This is a genomic window from Agrobacterium sp. ICMP 6402 (assembly GCF_009498615.1).
GTDB lineage: Bacteria > Pseudomonadota > Alphaproteobacteria > Rhizobiales > Rhizobiaceae > Agrobacterium > Agrobacterium burrii.
Genome location: NZ_QSNV01000001.1, coordinates 398,050 through 413,337, shown reverse-complemented (window position 1 = coordinate 413,337; position 15,288 = coordinate 398,050). Strand labels below are relative to the sequence as shown.

At 60.6% G+C, this 15,288-nt stretch carries 17 protein-coding genes; 6 read left to right on the top strand and 11 right to left on the bottom strand.

The window, feature by feature from the left end; all coding sequences use genetic code 11:
- Positions 1-3: 3 nt before the first annotated feature.
- Positions 4-348 (top strand): hypothetical protein, encoded by a 345-nt coding sequence (locus tag DXT96_RS02055; RefSeq protein ID WP_194287525.1) that lies wholly within the window; start codon positions 4-6, stop codon positions 346-348.
- A 4-nt stretch (positions 349-352) separates the two neighbouring features.
- Here DXT96_RS02055 and DXT96_RS02050 read toward each other — a convergent pair whose 3' ends face one another.
- On the bottom strand, positions 353-895 hold the full coding sequence (locus tag DXT96_RS02050; protein ID WP_153513361.1) for a GNAT family N-acetyltransferase: 543 nt from the start codon (positions 893-895) through the stop codon (positions 353-355).
- A 96-nt stretch (positions 896-991) separates the two neighbouring features.
- Here DXT96_RS02050 and DXT96_RS02045 point away from each other — a divergent pair, with 96 nt between their 5' ends.
- A complete protein-coding gene (locus tag DXT96_RS02045; RefSeq protein WP_153513360.1) occupies positions 992-1,879 on the top strand; it encodes a LysR family transcriptional regulator in 888 nt (295 codons plus the stop codon).
- 207 nt (positions 1,880-2,086) lie between these two features.
- On the opposite strand, the gene DXT96_RS02040 is transcribed toward DXT96_RS02045, so the two are convergent.
- Both DXT96_RS02040 and DXT96_RS02035 read right to left on the bottom strand, forming a co-directional pair.
- Entirely contained in the window at positions 2,087-4,435 is a 2,349-nt protein-coding gene (locus tag DXT96_RS02040; RefSeq protein ID WP_153513359.1) for a HAMP domain-containing methyl-accepting chemotaxis protein, read from the bottom strand.
- Between the two features lie 163 nt (positions 4,436-4,598).
- Positions 4,599-5,480 (bottom strand): branched-chain amino acid aminotransferase, encoded by an 882-nt coding sequence (locus DXT96_RS02035; RefSeq protein ID WP_153513358.1) that lies wholly within the window; start codon positions 5,478-5,480, stop codon positions 4,599-4,601.
- A 397-nt stretch (positions 5,481-5,877) separates the two neighbouring features.
- Between DXT96_RS02035 and tam the strand changes: the two genes are divergently transcribed.
- Positions 5,878-6,648 (top strand): trans-aconitate 2-methyltransferase, encoded by a 771-nt coding sequence (gene tam / locus DXT96_RS02025; RefSeq protein WP_153513356.1) that lies wholly within the window; start codon positions 5,878-5,880, stop codon positions 6,646-6,648.
- A gap of 2 nt (positions 6,649-6,650) precedes the next feature.
- On the opposite strand, the gene DXT96_RS02020 is transcribed toward tam, so the two are convergent.
- Both DXT96_RS02020 and DXT96_RS02015 read right to left on the bottom strand, forming a co-directional pair.
- Positions 6,651-7,019 carry a VOC family protein gene (locus DXT96_RS02020; protein ID WP_149898812.1) on the bottom strand — a complete coding sequence of 123 codons (369 nt, stop codon included), beginning with the start codon at positions 7,017-7,019 and terminating at the stop codon, positions 6,651-6,653.
- 48 nt (positions 7,020-7,067) lie between these two features.
- Complete coding sequence (locus DXT96_RS02015; protein ID WP_153513355.1) at positions 7,068-7,778, bottom strand: YafY family protein; 711 nt, start codon at positions 7,776-7,778, stop codon at positions 7,068-7,070.
- 214 nt (positions 7,779-7,992) lie between these two features.
- Here DXT96_RS02015 and DXT96_RS02010 point away from each other — a divergent pair, with 214 nt between their 5' ends.
- Positions 7,993-8,820, top strand: a complete 828-nt coding sequence (locus DXT96_RS02010; RefSeq protein WP_153513354.1) for an aldo/keto reductase — start codon at positions 7,993-7,995, stop codon at positions 8,818-8,820.
- A 24-nt stretch (positions 8,821-8,844) separates the two neighbouring features.
- Here DXT96_RS02010 and DXT96_RS02005 read toward each other — a convergent pair whose 3' ends face one another.
- The 3 genes from DXT96_RS02005 to DXT96_RS01990 form a co-directional block, all read right to left on the bottom strand.
- Positions 8,845-9,456 (bottom strand): LysE family translocator, encoded by a 612-nt coding sequence (locus tag DXT96_RS02005; protein ID WP_153513353.1) that lies wholly within the window; start codon positions 9,454-9,456, stop codon positions 8,845-8,847.
- A 292-nt stretch (positions 9,457-9,748) separates the two neighbouring features.
- Positions 9,749-10,555 carry an AraC family transcriptional regulator gene (locus DXT96_RS01995; protein ID WP_153513352.1) on the bottom strand — a complete coding sequence of 269 codons (807 nt, stop codon included), beginning with the start codon at positions 10,553-10,555 and terminating at the stop codon, positions 9,749-9,751.
- 70 nt (positions 10,556-10,625) lie between these two features.
- The gene (locus tag DXT96_RS01990; protein ID WP_153513351.1) at positions 10,626-11,384 is read right to left on the bottom strand and encodes an SDR family oxidoreductase; all 759 of its coding nucleotides are present in this window, start codon (positions 11,382-11,384) and stop codon (positions 10,626-10,628) included.
- 103 nt (positions 11,385-11,487) lie between these two features.
- On the opposite strand from DXT96_RS01990, the gene DXT96_RS01985 reads away from it, so the two are divergent.
- Positions 11,488-11,919, top strand: coding sequence for a helix-turn-helix domain-containing protein (locus DXT96_RS01985; RefSeq protein ID WP_065115118.1), 432 nt, complete (start codon positions 11,488-11,490; stop codon positions 11,917-11,919).
- 7 nt (positions 11,920-11,926) lie between these two features.
- On the opposite strand, the gene DXT96_RS01980 is transcribed toward DXT96_RS01985, so the two are convergent.
- The gene (locus DXT96_RS01980) at positions 11,927-12,325 is read right to left on the bottom strand and encodes a DUF937 domain-containing protein (protein WP_046798576.1); all 399 of its coding nucleotides are present in this window, start codon (positions 12,323-12,325) and stop codon (positions 11,927-11,929) included.
- 313 nt (positions 12,326-12,638) lie between these two features.
- Between DXT96_RS01980 and DXT96_RS01970 the strand changes: the two genes are divergently transcribed.
- Positions 12,639-14,213 (top strand): helicase HerA-like C-terminal domain-containing protein, encoded by a 1,575-nt coding sequence (locus DXT96_RS01970; RefSeq protein WP_153513350.1) that lies wholly within the window; start codon positions 12,639-12,641, stop codon positions 14,211-14,213.
- 106 nt (positions 14,214-14,319) lie between these two features.
- Here the strand turns inward: DXT96_RS01970 and DXT96_RS01965 are convergent, their stop codons facing one another.
- Positions 14,320-14,622 (bottom strand): XRE family transcriptional regulator, encoded by a 303-nt coding sequence (locus tag DXT96_RS01965; protein WP_149898805.1) that lies wholly within the window; start codon positions 14,620-14,622, stop codon positions 14,320-14,322.
- Complete coding sequence (locus DXT96_RS01960) at positions 14,619-14,996, bottom strand: type II toxin-antitoxin system RelE/ParE family toxin (RefSeq protein ID WP_153513349.1); 378 nt, start codon at positions 14,994-14,996, stop codon at positions 14,619-14,621. The genes DXT96_RS01965 and DXT96_RS01960 overlap by 4 nt, the downstream gene beginning before the upstream one ends.
- Positions 14,997-15,288: the final 292 nt, after the last annotated feature.

The following is a 15,288-nucleotide window of genomic DNA, read 5'->3' as shown; positions in this document are numbered from 1 at the left end:
TCCATGACGCGCTTCATCGCCCGAAACGTTCTGTTCTTTACCGCCCTCTCATCGCTGGCGCTACCCGCCGCCGCATCGTCGGATGATGCGTGGAAGGAATTCGTGGCGGATGTGCAGACCGCCTGCCTTGGCGTGGCCAAGGACATGATCGAGGATGCCAAGGCGGTGGTCGATCCCGTCGGCAGCGAAAATTACGGTCTCGCCATCCTCACCGGCAAGGCGAAAGGCACGGATGCGACGGTCAGCCATATCTGCGTCTATGACAAAAAGACCAAGGCCGTGGAACTGGGCAGCGAACTTGCCGGCGATACGCTGAAGGTCGAAATCCCCGGCTCGACTAAGCCCTGATCGCTCAGAAGCGGGGCGTGGTGTCGCCCTCGCCGAGCGCGCGCTGCATCAGCACCGTGTCCAGCCATTGGCCGTGTTTCCAGCCGATGGACTTGAACGTGCCGACAAGCTCGAACCCGGCGGCGCGGTGGACGCCGACCGAAGCGGCGTTGGCGCTATCGCCGACGACGGCGATCATCTGCCGGAAACCGCGCGCGGTTGCATCTTCGATCAGCGCATCGAGCAGCTTGCGGCCGATACCCATGCCCTTCATGGCCGGATCGATATAAACGGAATCCTCGACCGCCGCGCCATAGGCCGGGCGGGCGCGGTAAGCGCCGGCATAGGCATATCCGGCTACCTTTCCATCGCACTCGGCGACGAGATAGGGATAGTTGCCCTCTACCAGAAGGCGGCGGCGCTCGATCATGGTTTCCACGGTCGGCGGGTCGATCTCGAAGCTGGCGCTACCATGGAGCACGGCATCCCGGTAAATTTCGGTGATGGCTGGAATATCCGCCTCTTCACAGGGGCGGATTAAAAGGCTGGGAACGGTGGGAAGGGTCATTCTTGCTGTCCTGCGGTCATTCACGGCCTCATTGTGCATTGCGGCGCAATCAAAATAAAGATTATCTGTCTTATACAAACGATAAGGTTTTCTTTGATGATGGACCTCGATCTGCGGCAGGTGCGCAGCTTCATGGATGTGGCCGATCTTGGCAGCTTCTCCGCCGCCGCCGACAAAGTCGGGCTGACGCAGCCGGCCATCAGCCTTCACATCAGACTGCTGGAAAAGCAGCTCGGCGTGCGGCTGATCGAACGCGTCGGCAGGCGGGCGCAGCCGACCGCGGCGGGCCGGGACTTCCTCATCCATGCAAGACGCATCGCCGAAGAAGTGGCGCATGCCATCGATACCGTCGCGCCGCATCGCAGCGGGGTGACGGGACGCTTACGCATCGGCACGGGCGCCACCGCCTGCATCTACCTACTGCCGCCGGTGCTCGGCCGTATCCGCCAGGCGATGCCGGGCATCGACATCGTCGTGCAGACCGGCAATACCCACGATATTTTACGGCTTCTGGAAGCCAATACGATCGATGCCGCGGTGGTGGCCCTGCCGGCCAGCGGCCGCAGCCTCGATATCCGCGATATCCATCTCGACGAACTGGTCGCGGTTTTCCCGCACGGCTCCGTTTCCGGGGCGACGGTGCTGAATGCCGAAAAGCTGTCGACGCAGCCGCTGCTCCTCTACGAGGGCGGCAATACGCGCAGGCTCGTGGATCAGTGGTTTTCAGTGAGCGGGCGCACGGTACAGCCGGCCATGGAGCTGGGCAGCGTCGAAGCCATCAAGAAGCTCGCGGGCGCGGGCCTCGGCCTCGCCATCGTGCCACGCATGGCCATGGAGCATGAAGGGGCGGCATCGGGGCTGGAGTGGCGCTCCCTCGAACCGCCGCTCGAACGGCGGATCGCGCTGGCGCTGCGGCGCGACAAACACATGACCGCGCCGCTGCGGGCGCTTGCCGGTGCGTTGCCGGACTTGCGGAAACGATGAGGCCAGTTTCGGTCATCGAAGCTGATGGCGAATAGCGCGCATGTCTTCAGCGTCATCCTTGGGCTTGTCCCAAGGATCTAAACACGTCAACAAAATCAATCTATTGCAGATTCTCGGGACAAGCCAGAGGATGACATCGCGGATGGAGAAAGCCTCGGCAACAACGTTGCCGAGGCCTTTTGATGAGGCGGAGCTGGCGTGCGAAACTCAGAACTCCGTCCAGTCGTCGCCCTTCACGGCCAGCGCCGCATTGCCGCGCGCGGCAACCGGGCGGGCTTTCGGGGCTGGAGAGACCGGAGCACGTGCCGGGCTTGCGGCCCGCTGCATTTGCCTTGCCGTATCGCGCAATGCCGAGGCCTGCTGGCCGAGCTGGAATTGCGAAAGCAGCGACTGGAGATTGGCGCATTCCTGCGCCAGACCGGCGCCGGCAGCGTTCATTTCCTCGACCATCGCGGCATTTTGCTGCGTGGCCTGATCCATGTGGTTGACGGCGGTGTTGACCTCCGCGAGACCCGAGGATTGTTCCTGCGCCGCCGTCGCGATGGCGTCCATATGGGCGTTGACGGATAGCACCAGCTGCTCGATTTCGGAAAGCCCGACGCCGGTATCGGCGACCAGCTTCACGCCCTCACCCACTGCTGCGGCGGAGGTGTTGATGAGCTGCTTGATCTCCTTGGCGGCCTTGGCGGAACGCTGCGCCAGTTCGCGCACTTCCTGCGCCACGACCGCAAAGCCCCGGCCTGCCTCGCCAGCGCGCGCTGCCTCGACGCCGGCATTCAGCGCCAGAAGGTTGGTCTGGAAGGCGATTTCATCGATGACGCCGATGATCTGGCCGATCTGCTTGGAGGAATGTTCGATACGCTCCATGGCGGAGACGGCATCGCGCACCACCTTGCCGGAAAGGTCGGCCTTGGTGCGCGCCTCGCGCACCGTATCGCGCGCCTCGCTCGCCCGCTTGGAGGTTGACGACACATTGGCGGTGATTTCTTCCAGTGCGGCGGCGGTTTCTTCCAGAGAGGCGGCCTGCTGCTCGGTGCGGCGGGAAAGGTCGTCGGAGGCGGACGACACTTCGTGCGCGCCGCCATTCACGGTCTGGACGGAATTGCCGACGCTTGCCAGCGCCTCGCGCAGCTGAACGACGGAACTGTTGAAATCGTGTCGCAATGCTTCGAACTGCGGCGCGAACGGCGTGGCGATCTCGCAGACCATATCGCCGGAGGCAAGCCGACGAAGACCGCCAGCCAGCGAACCGGTGGCCTGCGTGAGCCGTTCCTCGGCCTCGGCTTCCGTGCGTTGCTGCAACTCGATACGATCCCGTTCGGCCTTTTCGCGATTGCCGACGGCATCCGTCTCCAATTGCCGGTTACGGATTGCCGCCTCACGGAAAATCTCGACCGCGCGGGCCATTTCGCCGATTTCATCGCTGCGTTTGGCACCGGGCACGTCGATGGAAAGATTGCCGTTGGCGAGTTCCATCATCGAATTGGTCAAGCGGCTGATCGGGCGGGTAACGCGGCCAATGATGACGGCGAGACAGAGAATGCAGACCCCAAGAGTGACGATGAAGGCCGCCAGATAAATGATCGCGCCGACAAGGGCGTCCTGTTTCGCCTTTTCGGCATTGGCATTGAGAACGTCCATCGCTTCGGAAGCGATTTTCGCAACCGTGTCGAGGTTGGCCGTGACGGTATTGCGCCACGTGTCGATGGTGAAGGACGGCGTGCGGCCGTTATTCAGATCGTCGATCAGCTTGGCGCGCTCGGTAATGAAATCGCCCTTGAAATAGGTCCGGTCGGCGACGGCGTAGATATCCTTAAGGGCCTGCGGCGTCGATTCATGCGCGACGAGTTCGCCGGTGGCTTTCCACGCAAAGGCCGCGCCGGCATCGAAATTGCCAAGCTGCTGGGTTTCCTGCGGGGTCAGCGGCCGCTGCTGGGCGACGACCGCATTGATGACGACGGTGGCGCTGCCGCCAAGCGCGCGCGCCGACCAGCCATAGGACCGGAGCTGTATGAGGCCCGTCAGGCTCTGATCCAGCGAGCGGACCTCGCCTTCCACCGCCGTCGATCCTGTCTCGAGCGCGGTCAGGAAATCCGCCCCGAGCGCCAGCACGGCCTTGTCCAGCCCGCTTTCGCGGCGGTCGAGCGGCAAGGTGACGTTGGCGTCGATCTTTTTGCGCAAATCCAGAACCTGCGCGTAGATGTCTTTCACGCGGGCAAGCGGCGCTTGCAGCCCGGTCTGGCCAAGTGCTGCGGACTGTTCGAGAAATCCGCCCATGGCCGCATCCACCTTCTGGCGCGATGCCTGCACGCTGGCGATGGTACTCGCCGTCTTCGCCGGATCAACGGTCAGCGCCGAAGCGCTGTTGCCGCGTTCGCTCCGAAAGTTTAGCAGGGCGTTAAACAGCAGCCTGTCGAGCGAAACGAGCTGCGCTACATCGGAAAAAGTGCGGGCTCGATGGACGGATTGCCACATGGCATTGCCCACGAAGCCGGCCAGTGCAATGCCGACAAGCAGAAAAAAACCAACAAGTATATTGCGTATGCTGAAAGACATTGGTGGCCCCCGTAGCCCAAACCGATAATGCCGCAAGCTACAGGGAGTTTTTCTAAAATTGGATTAAATTGCCCCTCGATTTTCAGGGGAAATATCATAATTCAAAAAAAACTGCGGCAGGGTCATGACCCTGCCGCAGCTTTTCAAAACGGGGTACCGGGTCTCAGACGTCTGTGCCGAGACGCGCCCAGTCCAGGTAAAGATCGAGCGCCTTGCGCGCCACCGGGCCTGCCTGCAGCACGCGGTCATCGAGCTTCACGACAGGCGAGACTTTCGAATAATTGCCCGAGCAGAAGATTTCGTCCGCCTCGCGGAAATCCTCGACCGAGAGCGTTGCTTCGCGCACTTCGAAACCGGCCTGGCGCAGCAGGCCCATCACCCGCGACCGGGTGATGCCGGCAAGGAAGGTGCGGTTCGGAACGGGGGTGAGGACTACGCCGTCCTTGACCATGAAGACGTTGGCGGATGCGGATTCGGCGACATTGCCATTCATGTCGCGCATCAGGGCGTTGTCGAAGCCCCGAGCGCGGGCCTCAATAATGGCGCGGCCGCTATTGGGATAGAGGCTGCCGGCCTTGGCGTCGGTCATCGCGGTTTCCGGCGAGGGACGGCGCAGCGGCGAGACGGTGAGCGTCAGCGGCTTGCCGGCATCCATCGGCGCTTCGAACAGGCAGAGCGCGAAACGGGTGGAGCTGGCATCCGGCGCCACGACGCTGCCCGGCATGCCGTGTTCGGCCCAATACATCGGCTTGATATAGATCGCCATATTGCCATCGAATTTCTTGACGCCTTCCAGCGCCAGGGTCTCGATCTCCTCCGCCGTCATCGTCGGCTTCATGCCCATATTGACGGCCGAGCGGTTGACGCGCTGGCAATGCAGATCAAGATCGGGAGCGACGCCATCGAACCAGCGTGCGCCGTCGAACACCGTGGAGGCCAGCCACATGGCATGCGAGGTCGGGCCGATGAGCGGCGGGTTGCCGGGAAGCCATTGACCGTCAACATAGGTCCAGGTGGTTGATCGGGGTGCTGTATCGACGCTCATGGCGGGCTCCTGTTTTCAAGCGTTTCCGTAAGGCGAAAACGCTCCGTCTTTTTGCCTGTCGCATTTCAGGGCGCAAAACGCTTTGCATTTTGCTGGAAATGGGCTGCTTGTCTCTGGTCGCATTTCCAGACGCAAAACCGCTTCGCACTTTTGCTGGAAATGCTTTGGAAAATCGGCCGGAGTGAATGCCTCTCGCCTGATGAGGTCAAGTTTTAATTGCCACGATTTCTGATTTTGATGGAAAATAACAAAGCGACGCACCGATAAAGATGTTTTATGAGGCGAAACAAAAGGTTGGTGAATAGGTTCATCACAATAATTCATGCATCGGATGATGGCGGCGCTATTTCGCCCGTGCGATGCTCACGGTCTTACAGCTCTCTGGCAGGAGGAAATCATGGCATGGTCCGCCCAGCAATATCTGAAATTCGAAGATGAGCGGACGCGGCCCGCCCGGGACCTTCTGGCGCAGGTGCCGCTGGAGCGGGTGCTGAACGGCTATGATCTCGGCTGCGGGCCGGGCAATTCCACCGAGCTTCTGACCGACCGTTATGGCGTCAATGTCATCACCGGCATCGACAGCGATGACGACATGTTGGCCAAGGCGGCGGACCGGCTGCCAAATACCAACTTCGGCAAGGCCGATCTTTCGCAGTGGCGACCGGCCCACAAGGCCGATCTGCTTTACGCCAATGCGGTTTTCCAGTGGGTGCCGGATCATCTTGCCGTTCTTTCGCAATTGATGGACCAGCTGGACAGCGGCGGGGTTCTGGCGGTGCAGATGCCGGATAATCTGCAGGAACCGACACATCGCGCCATGGAAGCGACCGGCGCGAACGGCCCGTGGAAGGATACGTTTACTGACGGCAGACTGCGGCGCAAACCCCTGCCCGCGCCATCGGACTATTTCAACGCGCTGGCGCCGAAAGCTGCCCGCGTGGATGTGTGGCACACCATCTATAACCACCCGATGAAGGATGCGGAAAGCATCGTCGAATGGGTGAAGGGCACGGGGCTGCGCCCCTACCTCGCCGCCGCCGGTGAGGAAAACCGCGAAGCCTTCCTCACCGACTATACGCAGCGTATCAAGGCGGCCTATCCGCCGATGGCGGACGGCCGTCTGCTGCTGCGCTTTCCACGGCTGTTTGTGGTGGCGGTGAAGAAGTAGCGTCAACCAGCGAAGGCATAGACCCTGAGACGGTGGTTGTCGGGGTCGGCGGCCGTAAAAGTGTAGCCAAATTCCATTTTCGCGGGCTGCTGCAGCATGGGAACACCTCTTGCCTGCCATCCGGCGAAAGTCTCATCCACCTGTGCGTCGTTTCCGACACGGAAGGCAAGCTCACCGCCACCGCCCGTCACCGATGCCTTCGGCTCCACCGTGTGGCGCGACCAGAGGCCGAGCTTCATGCCGTTCTGAAGAATGAACAGGGAGAATGTCGGCGAGGCTTCGACCGGCTCTGTACCCAGCAGGGTCTTGTAAAATTCCGTGCTGGCCGGCGGGTTATCGACATAGAGGATAGTGAAATCGGGGTGAGTCATGGTCGTTCTCCTGTGTTGCGGATGAACGGTATCTAGACCCGCCTGCTGTCAGTTTTTGTCAGCATGGTGTTGCCGACGCCGTTGTTTTTCACGCTCACGCCATTCTTTCAGCAAAGCCTGCCGGCGGCGGGGATAACGGCTGTCCATCGGGCGGAAAGTTTCGATACGGTCGGCCCGGAAACTGCGGAAATCCTGCCGCGTTTCGCACCATGCCAGCACCACCCGCACCAGATCGAAAAAGGCGAGTGCGAAGGGCCAGATCACCCGCTCCGTCAACTCTCCCTTTTCGTCACGATAAGTCATCACGACCTTGCTTTGCTCGCGGATCGTATCGCGAATGGCGGCGAGATCGACGCGGATGGTTGCCATGCTTTGGCCGGGGCCGACGAGAAGCGTGGAATTGTCGAGTTCTTCGCGCAGGGCATCGGGCAGAACGGCAGCGATCTTGACGAGGGCGGCGCGGGCAGCCTCGGCAAGCCCGGCATCGGCGCGACCCGCCACCCAGCGCGAGCCCAGCACCAGCGCCTCGATTTCCTGTCCGGAAAACATCAGCGGTGGCAGAAGGAAGCCGGGGCGCAGCACATAACCCACGCCCGCCTCGCCCTCAATATCCGCGCCCTGCGCCTGAAGCGTCGCTATATCGCGGTAGAGCGTGCGCAGACTGACGCCGGTCTGCGCGGCAAGGGCCGCACCACTGACCGGCATGCGGTGAGAGCGCAGGATCTGCAACAGATCGAGAAGCCGTTCTGAGCGTGACATGCGACATTTCCTTCCATCCGCATATTCAAATCCACACCGCGATATGATCTTCTGCCGCCGACTGTTATCGCCGCGCTTCTCCGCCCGCAATGGCGCGGATGGGTGATCGTGTCAAAACGGTTGAAACCGATCGCGCGGATGGCAGTTAATGAAAGACGGCTTCCCGCCCGGCCTCTTGCGCCGGCCATGTTTTCAGCAAACAGGAGAGACATCCATGTATGACGTCAGCGCGAATGGCGCGAATATTCCCGCCCTCGGTTTCGGCACCTTCCGCATTCCGGAAGACGATATCAGGCGCGTTCTGCCGGAAGCGCTGAAACTCGGCTTCCGCCATGTCGATACCGCCCAGATCTACAAGAACGAGGGCGCCGTTGGCGAGGTCATCGCTCAGTCAGGCATTTCCCGGCACGATATCTTCCTGACCACCAAGGTCTGGGTGGACCGCTACCGTCACGATGATTTTCTTGCCTCCGTTGATGAAAGCCTTACGAAGCTGAAGACCGACTATGTCGATCTGCTGCTGCTGCACTGGCCGAAAAGCGACGTGCCGCTTGCTGAACGCATGGGTGCACTGAACGCGGTGCGCAAGGCCGGCAAGGCGCGCAATATCGGCATTTCCAACTTCAATGTGGCGCTGACTGACGAGGCGGTGAAACTGTCCGACACGCCGCTTGCGACCAATCAGATCGAATATCACCCCTATCTCGACCAGACGAAGGTGGTTTCCGCCGCGCGCAAGCACGGAATGTCGGTGACGGCCTATTATCTGATGGCCGACGGCAAGGTGCCGAACGATCCAGTGCTGAAGGATATCGGCGCGAAACACGGCAAGACCGCCGCGCAGGTGACCCTGCGCTGGGCGGTGCAGCAGCCTGATATCGTGGCGCTTTCCAAGACGGCGACGGAAAGCCGCCTCAAGGAGAATTTCGATATTTTCGACTTCGCGCTATCGGAAGAGGAAATGCGGGCGATCCACGCCCTTGCCAGGCCGAATGGCCGCATCGTCAGCCCCGGCCACCTCGCGCCCGATTGGGACGACTGAGGCGACGGGGCCATTTGGTCCCGTCTATCTCTCGGTCAGGGCCAGCTTCGCACCCAGCGCCACGAAAGCGGCGGCGAAGCTGCGCCGCAGCCAGGCGAGGACCGCCGGGCGTGACACCACATGCCGCCGGACCGAGGCGGCGAAACAGCCATAAAGCGCAAAGACCAGAAACGTCATGGCCATGAAAATCAGCCCGAGATCGACCATGCGCCATGTCGGCAAAGCCTCATCCGACGCGATGAACTGCGGCAGGAAGGCGAAAAAGAAGATCGACAGTTTCGGGTTCAGCAGATTGATGAGGATCGCATCGCCGATGACACGGGCGGCCTTCCGGGGTTCCCTCGTATCGTTGATCTTCAGTGCACCGTCTTCCCGCAGCGTGTTCCACGCCATGTAGAGGAGATAGGCGACCCCCAGATATTTGACTATGCCGAAGGCGAGCGCGCTGGTGTGCAGAATGGCGGCAAGCCCGGTGATGGCGGCGAGCAGATGCGGCACGATGCCGAGCGTGCAGCCGAAGGCCGCGATGACGCTCGCCCTCGCCCCCTGCGAAAGACCGGCGGCCAGCGTGTAGACCACGCCGGTTCCGGGAGACGCGGCGACGATGAAGGATGTGATGAGGAATTCGGGAGTCATGATGCGGGTATGTCCTCTTGGGGTGGAGGACAGGAGCATGATGGTGCGTGGGGTGGGTGTCTTGGATGAAATTGCAGGATTGATGCCCGGAGGCTCCCTCCCCCTCATTCCTGTGCTTGTCACAGGAATCCAGTCGACGCGCGTCTGCGCGGCGGGGGAGCCCTTTCAGCCCAAAGACTTGGGCTGGCTGGATTCCTGTGACAAGCACAGGAATGAGGAAAGAGGGTGCGTTTGCGCTCCCCAGAAACCCCAGACTGCCGCACAGACCTTTCCCCTTTTGGAGTAACCTGCCTTACGCAAGCGCCGCCCGATAAACCGCCGGCGTCACCCCGAACTGGCGCACGAAAACCCGGTTCAGATGGCTCTGGTCGGCAAAACCGGCGATGAAGGCCACCTCGGCGGGTGGCGCGCCGCCGGCGAGCGCATGCCGGGCCAGATGGACGCGGCGCTGGAGAAGATAGCTGTGCGGCGTCAGGCCGGTTACCCTGGCGAAGGCCCGCAGGAAGCGGAACTGGCTCATACCGGCCTCCGCGGCCAGATCGGCAAGGCGGAACGGCCGGGCGGGATCGTCATCAATTCTGCGTTTCGCCCGTTTTATGCTGTCGGGCGCGGCAGTTTCACGCGGTTTGGCAACCACCTCCATCGCACCCGCCAAAAGCATCAGCAGGGCCTCGTCGCCATGAAGGGTTTCGCCCGGCCGCTGCCTTGCGGTAACAGCCGAAAAGACGGCGCTGAACCGGGGGGCGAGCGGCCTTGCATCAACGGGATAGGCAAATTCGAAAGAGCCGTGATCCTTCTCGCAGACATCGGCAATGGCGTCGCGAACGATATCGATGTCGAGATAGAGCATCCGCCAGGCGCGACCACCTTCTCCGAGCGGAATGCCGTCATGCACCTCGCCCGGATTGACGGTGATGACGTGGCCGGCGCCCGCTTCCACCATGCCTCGGCCGGAAAGCGATTTCTGCGCGCCGCGCTCGATGAGGCCGATGCCGAACTGATCATGCATATGGCGCGGAAAGCAACGATCGCTATCCGCCACCACGGCGGCTACACCGGGCATGCTGGTTTTCGGCATCAGGAACTGGCCTTGGGCCATGAAAGCGCGCGCTCCGCGGGAAAGAGCGCGACGCTATCACAGGATGTCCTTGTGCGACAGACGCCGGCGCTTAAGGATGCATATGGTTGATCATGGCGAAGACCTGATCGAAATTGCCGTTCTGCGCAGCAAAACGCAAAGGCTTGCAGCGTTCCACCACCACTTCCCTGTCGTCCGGACGATTTTCAAGAATGTCCATCACCTCGGAAATGAAGGCCTCTAGCGGCATGGCCCTTTCGTCATTGGCCTGTCCCTCGCCCATCAGCGTCGTCTGCACATAGGGCGGCACGATTTCGATGACCTCCACCGGCGTCTCCTTCAGCTGCTCCCGCAGCGCGACCGAATAGGCGTGGATGGCCGATTTGGTGGCGCTGTAGGTGGGGGTCAGCACCATGGGCACGAAGGCCAGCCCGGAGGATACTGTCAATACGGCGGCGGCGGGCTGCTTGAGGAAATGCGGCAAAAGCGCCGCCGTCAGGCGGATGGGCGCTAGAAGATTGGTGGCAATCGTTTCTTCGGCCGTATCGAGATAATCCGGCGCGGCGACGATCTCTTCCGGCCGCATGATGCCGGCATTGTTGATGACGGCGTTGAGGCTCGGATGGGCCTTCACCAGAGCTTCGGCAAACGCGCGGATGCCTGCGGCGTCCGTCGCGTCCATGACCATCGAGGCCATGCCGGGATTGGCGGCCGTCACCTCGTCGAGCACGGCCTGGCGGCGGCCGGAAATGACGACCCTGTTGCCGGCCTGATGGAACGCTTCCGCCAGCGCCCGGCCGATGCCGGAACCGCCGCCGGTGATGAGAATGGTGTTACCGGTGATTTTCATTGCAGCATCCTTTGCTTGTTGGCTGAAAGGAAGTTAGCTATGATACTCTCTAATCGAAAGTAGGCACCCAAAAGATTTATACTTACCCAAAGGAGAGTGTAAGATGAAACGGCACGCCGCCGACCCCGCCATCGAGAGCCGGCGCAAGGTTCCGCCGCCCACGGATACCGATCCGGTCATCGAGGCGCTGGTTCAGGATATCATCGCCAAGGTGGCGGACAAATGGACGATGCTCATTCTGGAGGTGCTGGAAGAGCATGGTACGCTGCGCTTCACGCAGATCGGCAAGCATGTGGGCAGCATCAGCCAGAAGATGCTGACAAAAACACTGAGACAGATGGAAAGCGACGGGCTGGTGCGCCGCACCGTGCATCCCGTCATTCCGCCGCATGTGGATTATGATCTCACCCATCTCGGCCGCACGCTCGGCAGCGCCTTTTGCGGCGTATGGATCTGGGCGGAAACGCACCATGCGGACATAGAAGAGGCGCGGCGGCGTTTCAAAGAACAGCCACCGCGCCCCGCAATGGATTAGTCGCGCTTCAAGCGAACTGGCTGAGGCCCGGAACCGAGGCGATCACCTGGTCAACGGTCTCGTCACCGGCGTGCTGACGGGCAACGGCGATGGTTTCCTTGGCGAGCGTGGAAATCTCGCTCATGCCGATGCCCTGGCTCATCAACTGCTGGCCAAGACCCATGATGCCGCCGCCGCCGATCGCGCTCATCAGTCCGCCCAGCAGACCGCCGCCGCCATTACCGGTGCCCTCACCGTTATATTGCGCCACGAGATCGCTGGCGCCCGGAATGGCTTCGATCATCTTGGCGATCGGTCCGTCGGCCGCCTCGCGCTGGAGAAAACCGAGAATCATGCCAACGGCCTTTTCGGCCAGTTGAGGGTCGATACCCGCCTTTGCGGCGATCTGATCAACGATTTCGTTCATTCTTGCCTCCTGTTGAAAAACGACGCCAACATCGAATAACTGACGTTAACGTCAACGTAAAACAATCTCATGCCGCATTCAAGCGGCCACGGATAGGTGCGGCAACTTTCATCAAGCGCTTTTTATTCATCGCCATCAAGCAGTTGTTGCGCCTTGAAACTGTCCTTATAAGATCATCACAACCAAACTATGAAAAGGCCGCTTTTACCTTGAGCGGCCAAAGAATGTCGCAACGCTTTTAATTCGGACATGGCTTTTGTTAAATCGATTCCGATTTTAAGGGTCATGCATCAGCCGCAGGAGAAAATGGTCGATGTTGCAGGACGGACAGCTCTATATCGGGACCAGCCGCAATCCGGATGACAGCCTGAACAAGGGCGAATATCTGGAACTGAAATTCGGCAACCGCCATGGCCTGATCACCGGCGCGACGGGAACGGGCAAGACCGTGACGTTGCAGGTTCTCGCCGAAGGCTATTCGAAGGCCGGCGTTCCGGTGTTCTGCGCCGATATCAAGGGCGACCTTTCCGGCATTGCGGCCGAGGGCGAGGCGAAAGACTGGGTGCAGAAACGCGCCGAGCAGATCGGCTTTACGGATTTCTCCTATGGCAAGTCGCCTGTCATCTTCTGGGATCTCTACGGTGAAAAAGGCCACCGCGTGCGCGCCACCATCGCCGAGATGGGACCGCTGCTGCTCGCCCGGCTGATGGACGCATCGGAAGCGCAGGAAGGCGTGCTCAACATCGCCTTCAAGATCGCCGATCAGGGCGGGCTGCCGTTGCTCGATCTGAAAGACCTGCAATCGCTGCTGAACTATATGGGCGAAAACGCATCGGCGCTTTCCAGCCAGTTCGGCCTGATTTCCAAGGCCTCGGTCGGTTCACTGCAACGCGGGCTGCTGGTTCTCGAACAGCAGGGAGCCGCAAATTTCTTCGGGGAGCCGGCACTGAAAATCGCCGACATCATGCGCGTCGGCGCGGATGGCCGCGGCACGGTTTCCGTTCTTGCGGCTGACCGGCTGATGATGAACCCGCGCCTTTATGCCACCTTCCTGCTCTGGATGCTCTCGGAACTGTTTGAGGAACTGCCTGAGGTGGGCGACCCGGAAAAGCCGCGTCTCGTGTTCTTCTTCGACGAGGCGCATCTGCTGTTCAACGATGCGCCGAAGGTGCTGGTCGAGCGCGTGGAACAGGTGGTGCGCCTCATTCGCTCGAAGGGCGTGGGTGTCTATTTCGTGACGCAGAACCCGCTCGACGTGCCGGAAACCGTTCTCGCCCAGCTCGGCAACCGTGTGCAGCATGCGCTGCGCGCCTATACGCCGCGCGAGCAGAAGGCCGTGCGCACCGCGGCCGATACCTTCCGCCAGAACCCGGCCTTCAACACCGCCGACACCATCACCACGCTCGGCACAGGTGAGGCGCTGATTTCCACCCTGCATGACAAGGGCGCGCCTTCCATCGTCGAGCGCACCCTCGTGCGCCCGCCCTCCGGCCGCGTCGGGCCGCTCACCGATGCCGAACGTCAATCGCTGATGGATCTGAGCCCGGTCGCCGGTCAATACGACAAGGATCTGGACCGGGAATCGGCCTTCGAAATCCTCAACGCCCGCGCCCAGAAGGCGGCGGAAGCCGAAGCCGCCAAGCGCGCGGAAGAGGAAAATGCCGGCAACCAGTCCGACAACGCTTCCGGACGCTGGCGTCTGCCGGGCTTCGGCGACGAGGAGCCCGTACCGGCCTCCACCACAGGCGCCCGCAATGGCGGCACGCGCAAGACCGGCTACCAGCGCGAGACGGTGATCGAGGCGGCGATGAAAAGTGCCGCCCGCTCGGTGGCGACCTCAGTGGGACGGGCGATCGTGCGCGGGATTTTGGGTAGTTTGAAGCGGTAACGACTAGAGCATTTCCAGTAAAAGTGCGTAGCGGTTCTACGTCCGGAAAATGCGTAAAAACAAATGGATAGAGCATTTTCGCGTTTCGGATAAATGCGGAAATGCTCTAGATCGGCTTGACGTCGACAAGCTCGATCTTCAGCTTTTTACCCACTGAACGAGCCGCTCGCTCGAGCGTATCGAGCGAGACTGCAACATTGTGAGGATCGAGTATTCTTTCGACCTGGGTACGGCTGGTACCCATTCTCGCAGCCATTTCGGACTTGGTGAGGGATTGCTTCTTTCTGGCTTCTTCGATCTGCCATGCCAAAACTCGCTTGATCGCCTCGCCATAGATCTCTTCTTTTTCGCCAAGCCCATCAAGGAAATCTTCGAGGGTACCGCCGATAGAAGGTTTTGCATCGCTCATTTCTTTTTCCCTTTATCGATATTTTTCAATCGCTTGGATCGCTCCTGATGCTCTTTCCAACGCTTGATCGCCTGTTTGATCGCGTCCTGTTGGCCTTCCTTGCCCTCTTCCCCGTGAAGCAGGAGCATTACCCCGCCATCAATTCCGAAATAGGTTCTGGCTTCAACACTTCCATTTTTGATGCTGGAACGGACTTCGCGAACGCCATCCCTGATCGGCCTGCAAGTAGGCATTCCAATTGGCCAACCGAACTCAACGGTCGCAATGTCCGAGCCGATCGTGCGGCGGTCATCCCTGTCGAGTGAGATAAGCCAGTCTTTAACGGGCTCCACTCCCTCACCCGTCGCGAAGAACTTCGCCACGATGCGCTTCATATAAAATCCTTGTACCGTATAAGGTTCAATTTGACAAAGTAATTATTCCGGAAACATGTAATCGCAGCTTCAGCCGTACCTCTCTTATAGGCTCTCAACCTATCTGCTAACGGCGACAGTCTAACGAGTTGAGTATCGTTTTTGGTGGAATTTCTCTGCCGCCCCACTCCATCCTCCCGGCCGCCCGCAAAACCCATTGCCTCCCGTCACCACCGCTGCTAATCATCAGACGGTTCAACCCCAAATCAAGAAAGGAGGCTTCGCATGGATATTTCCTGCTTCTGGCGTTACC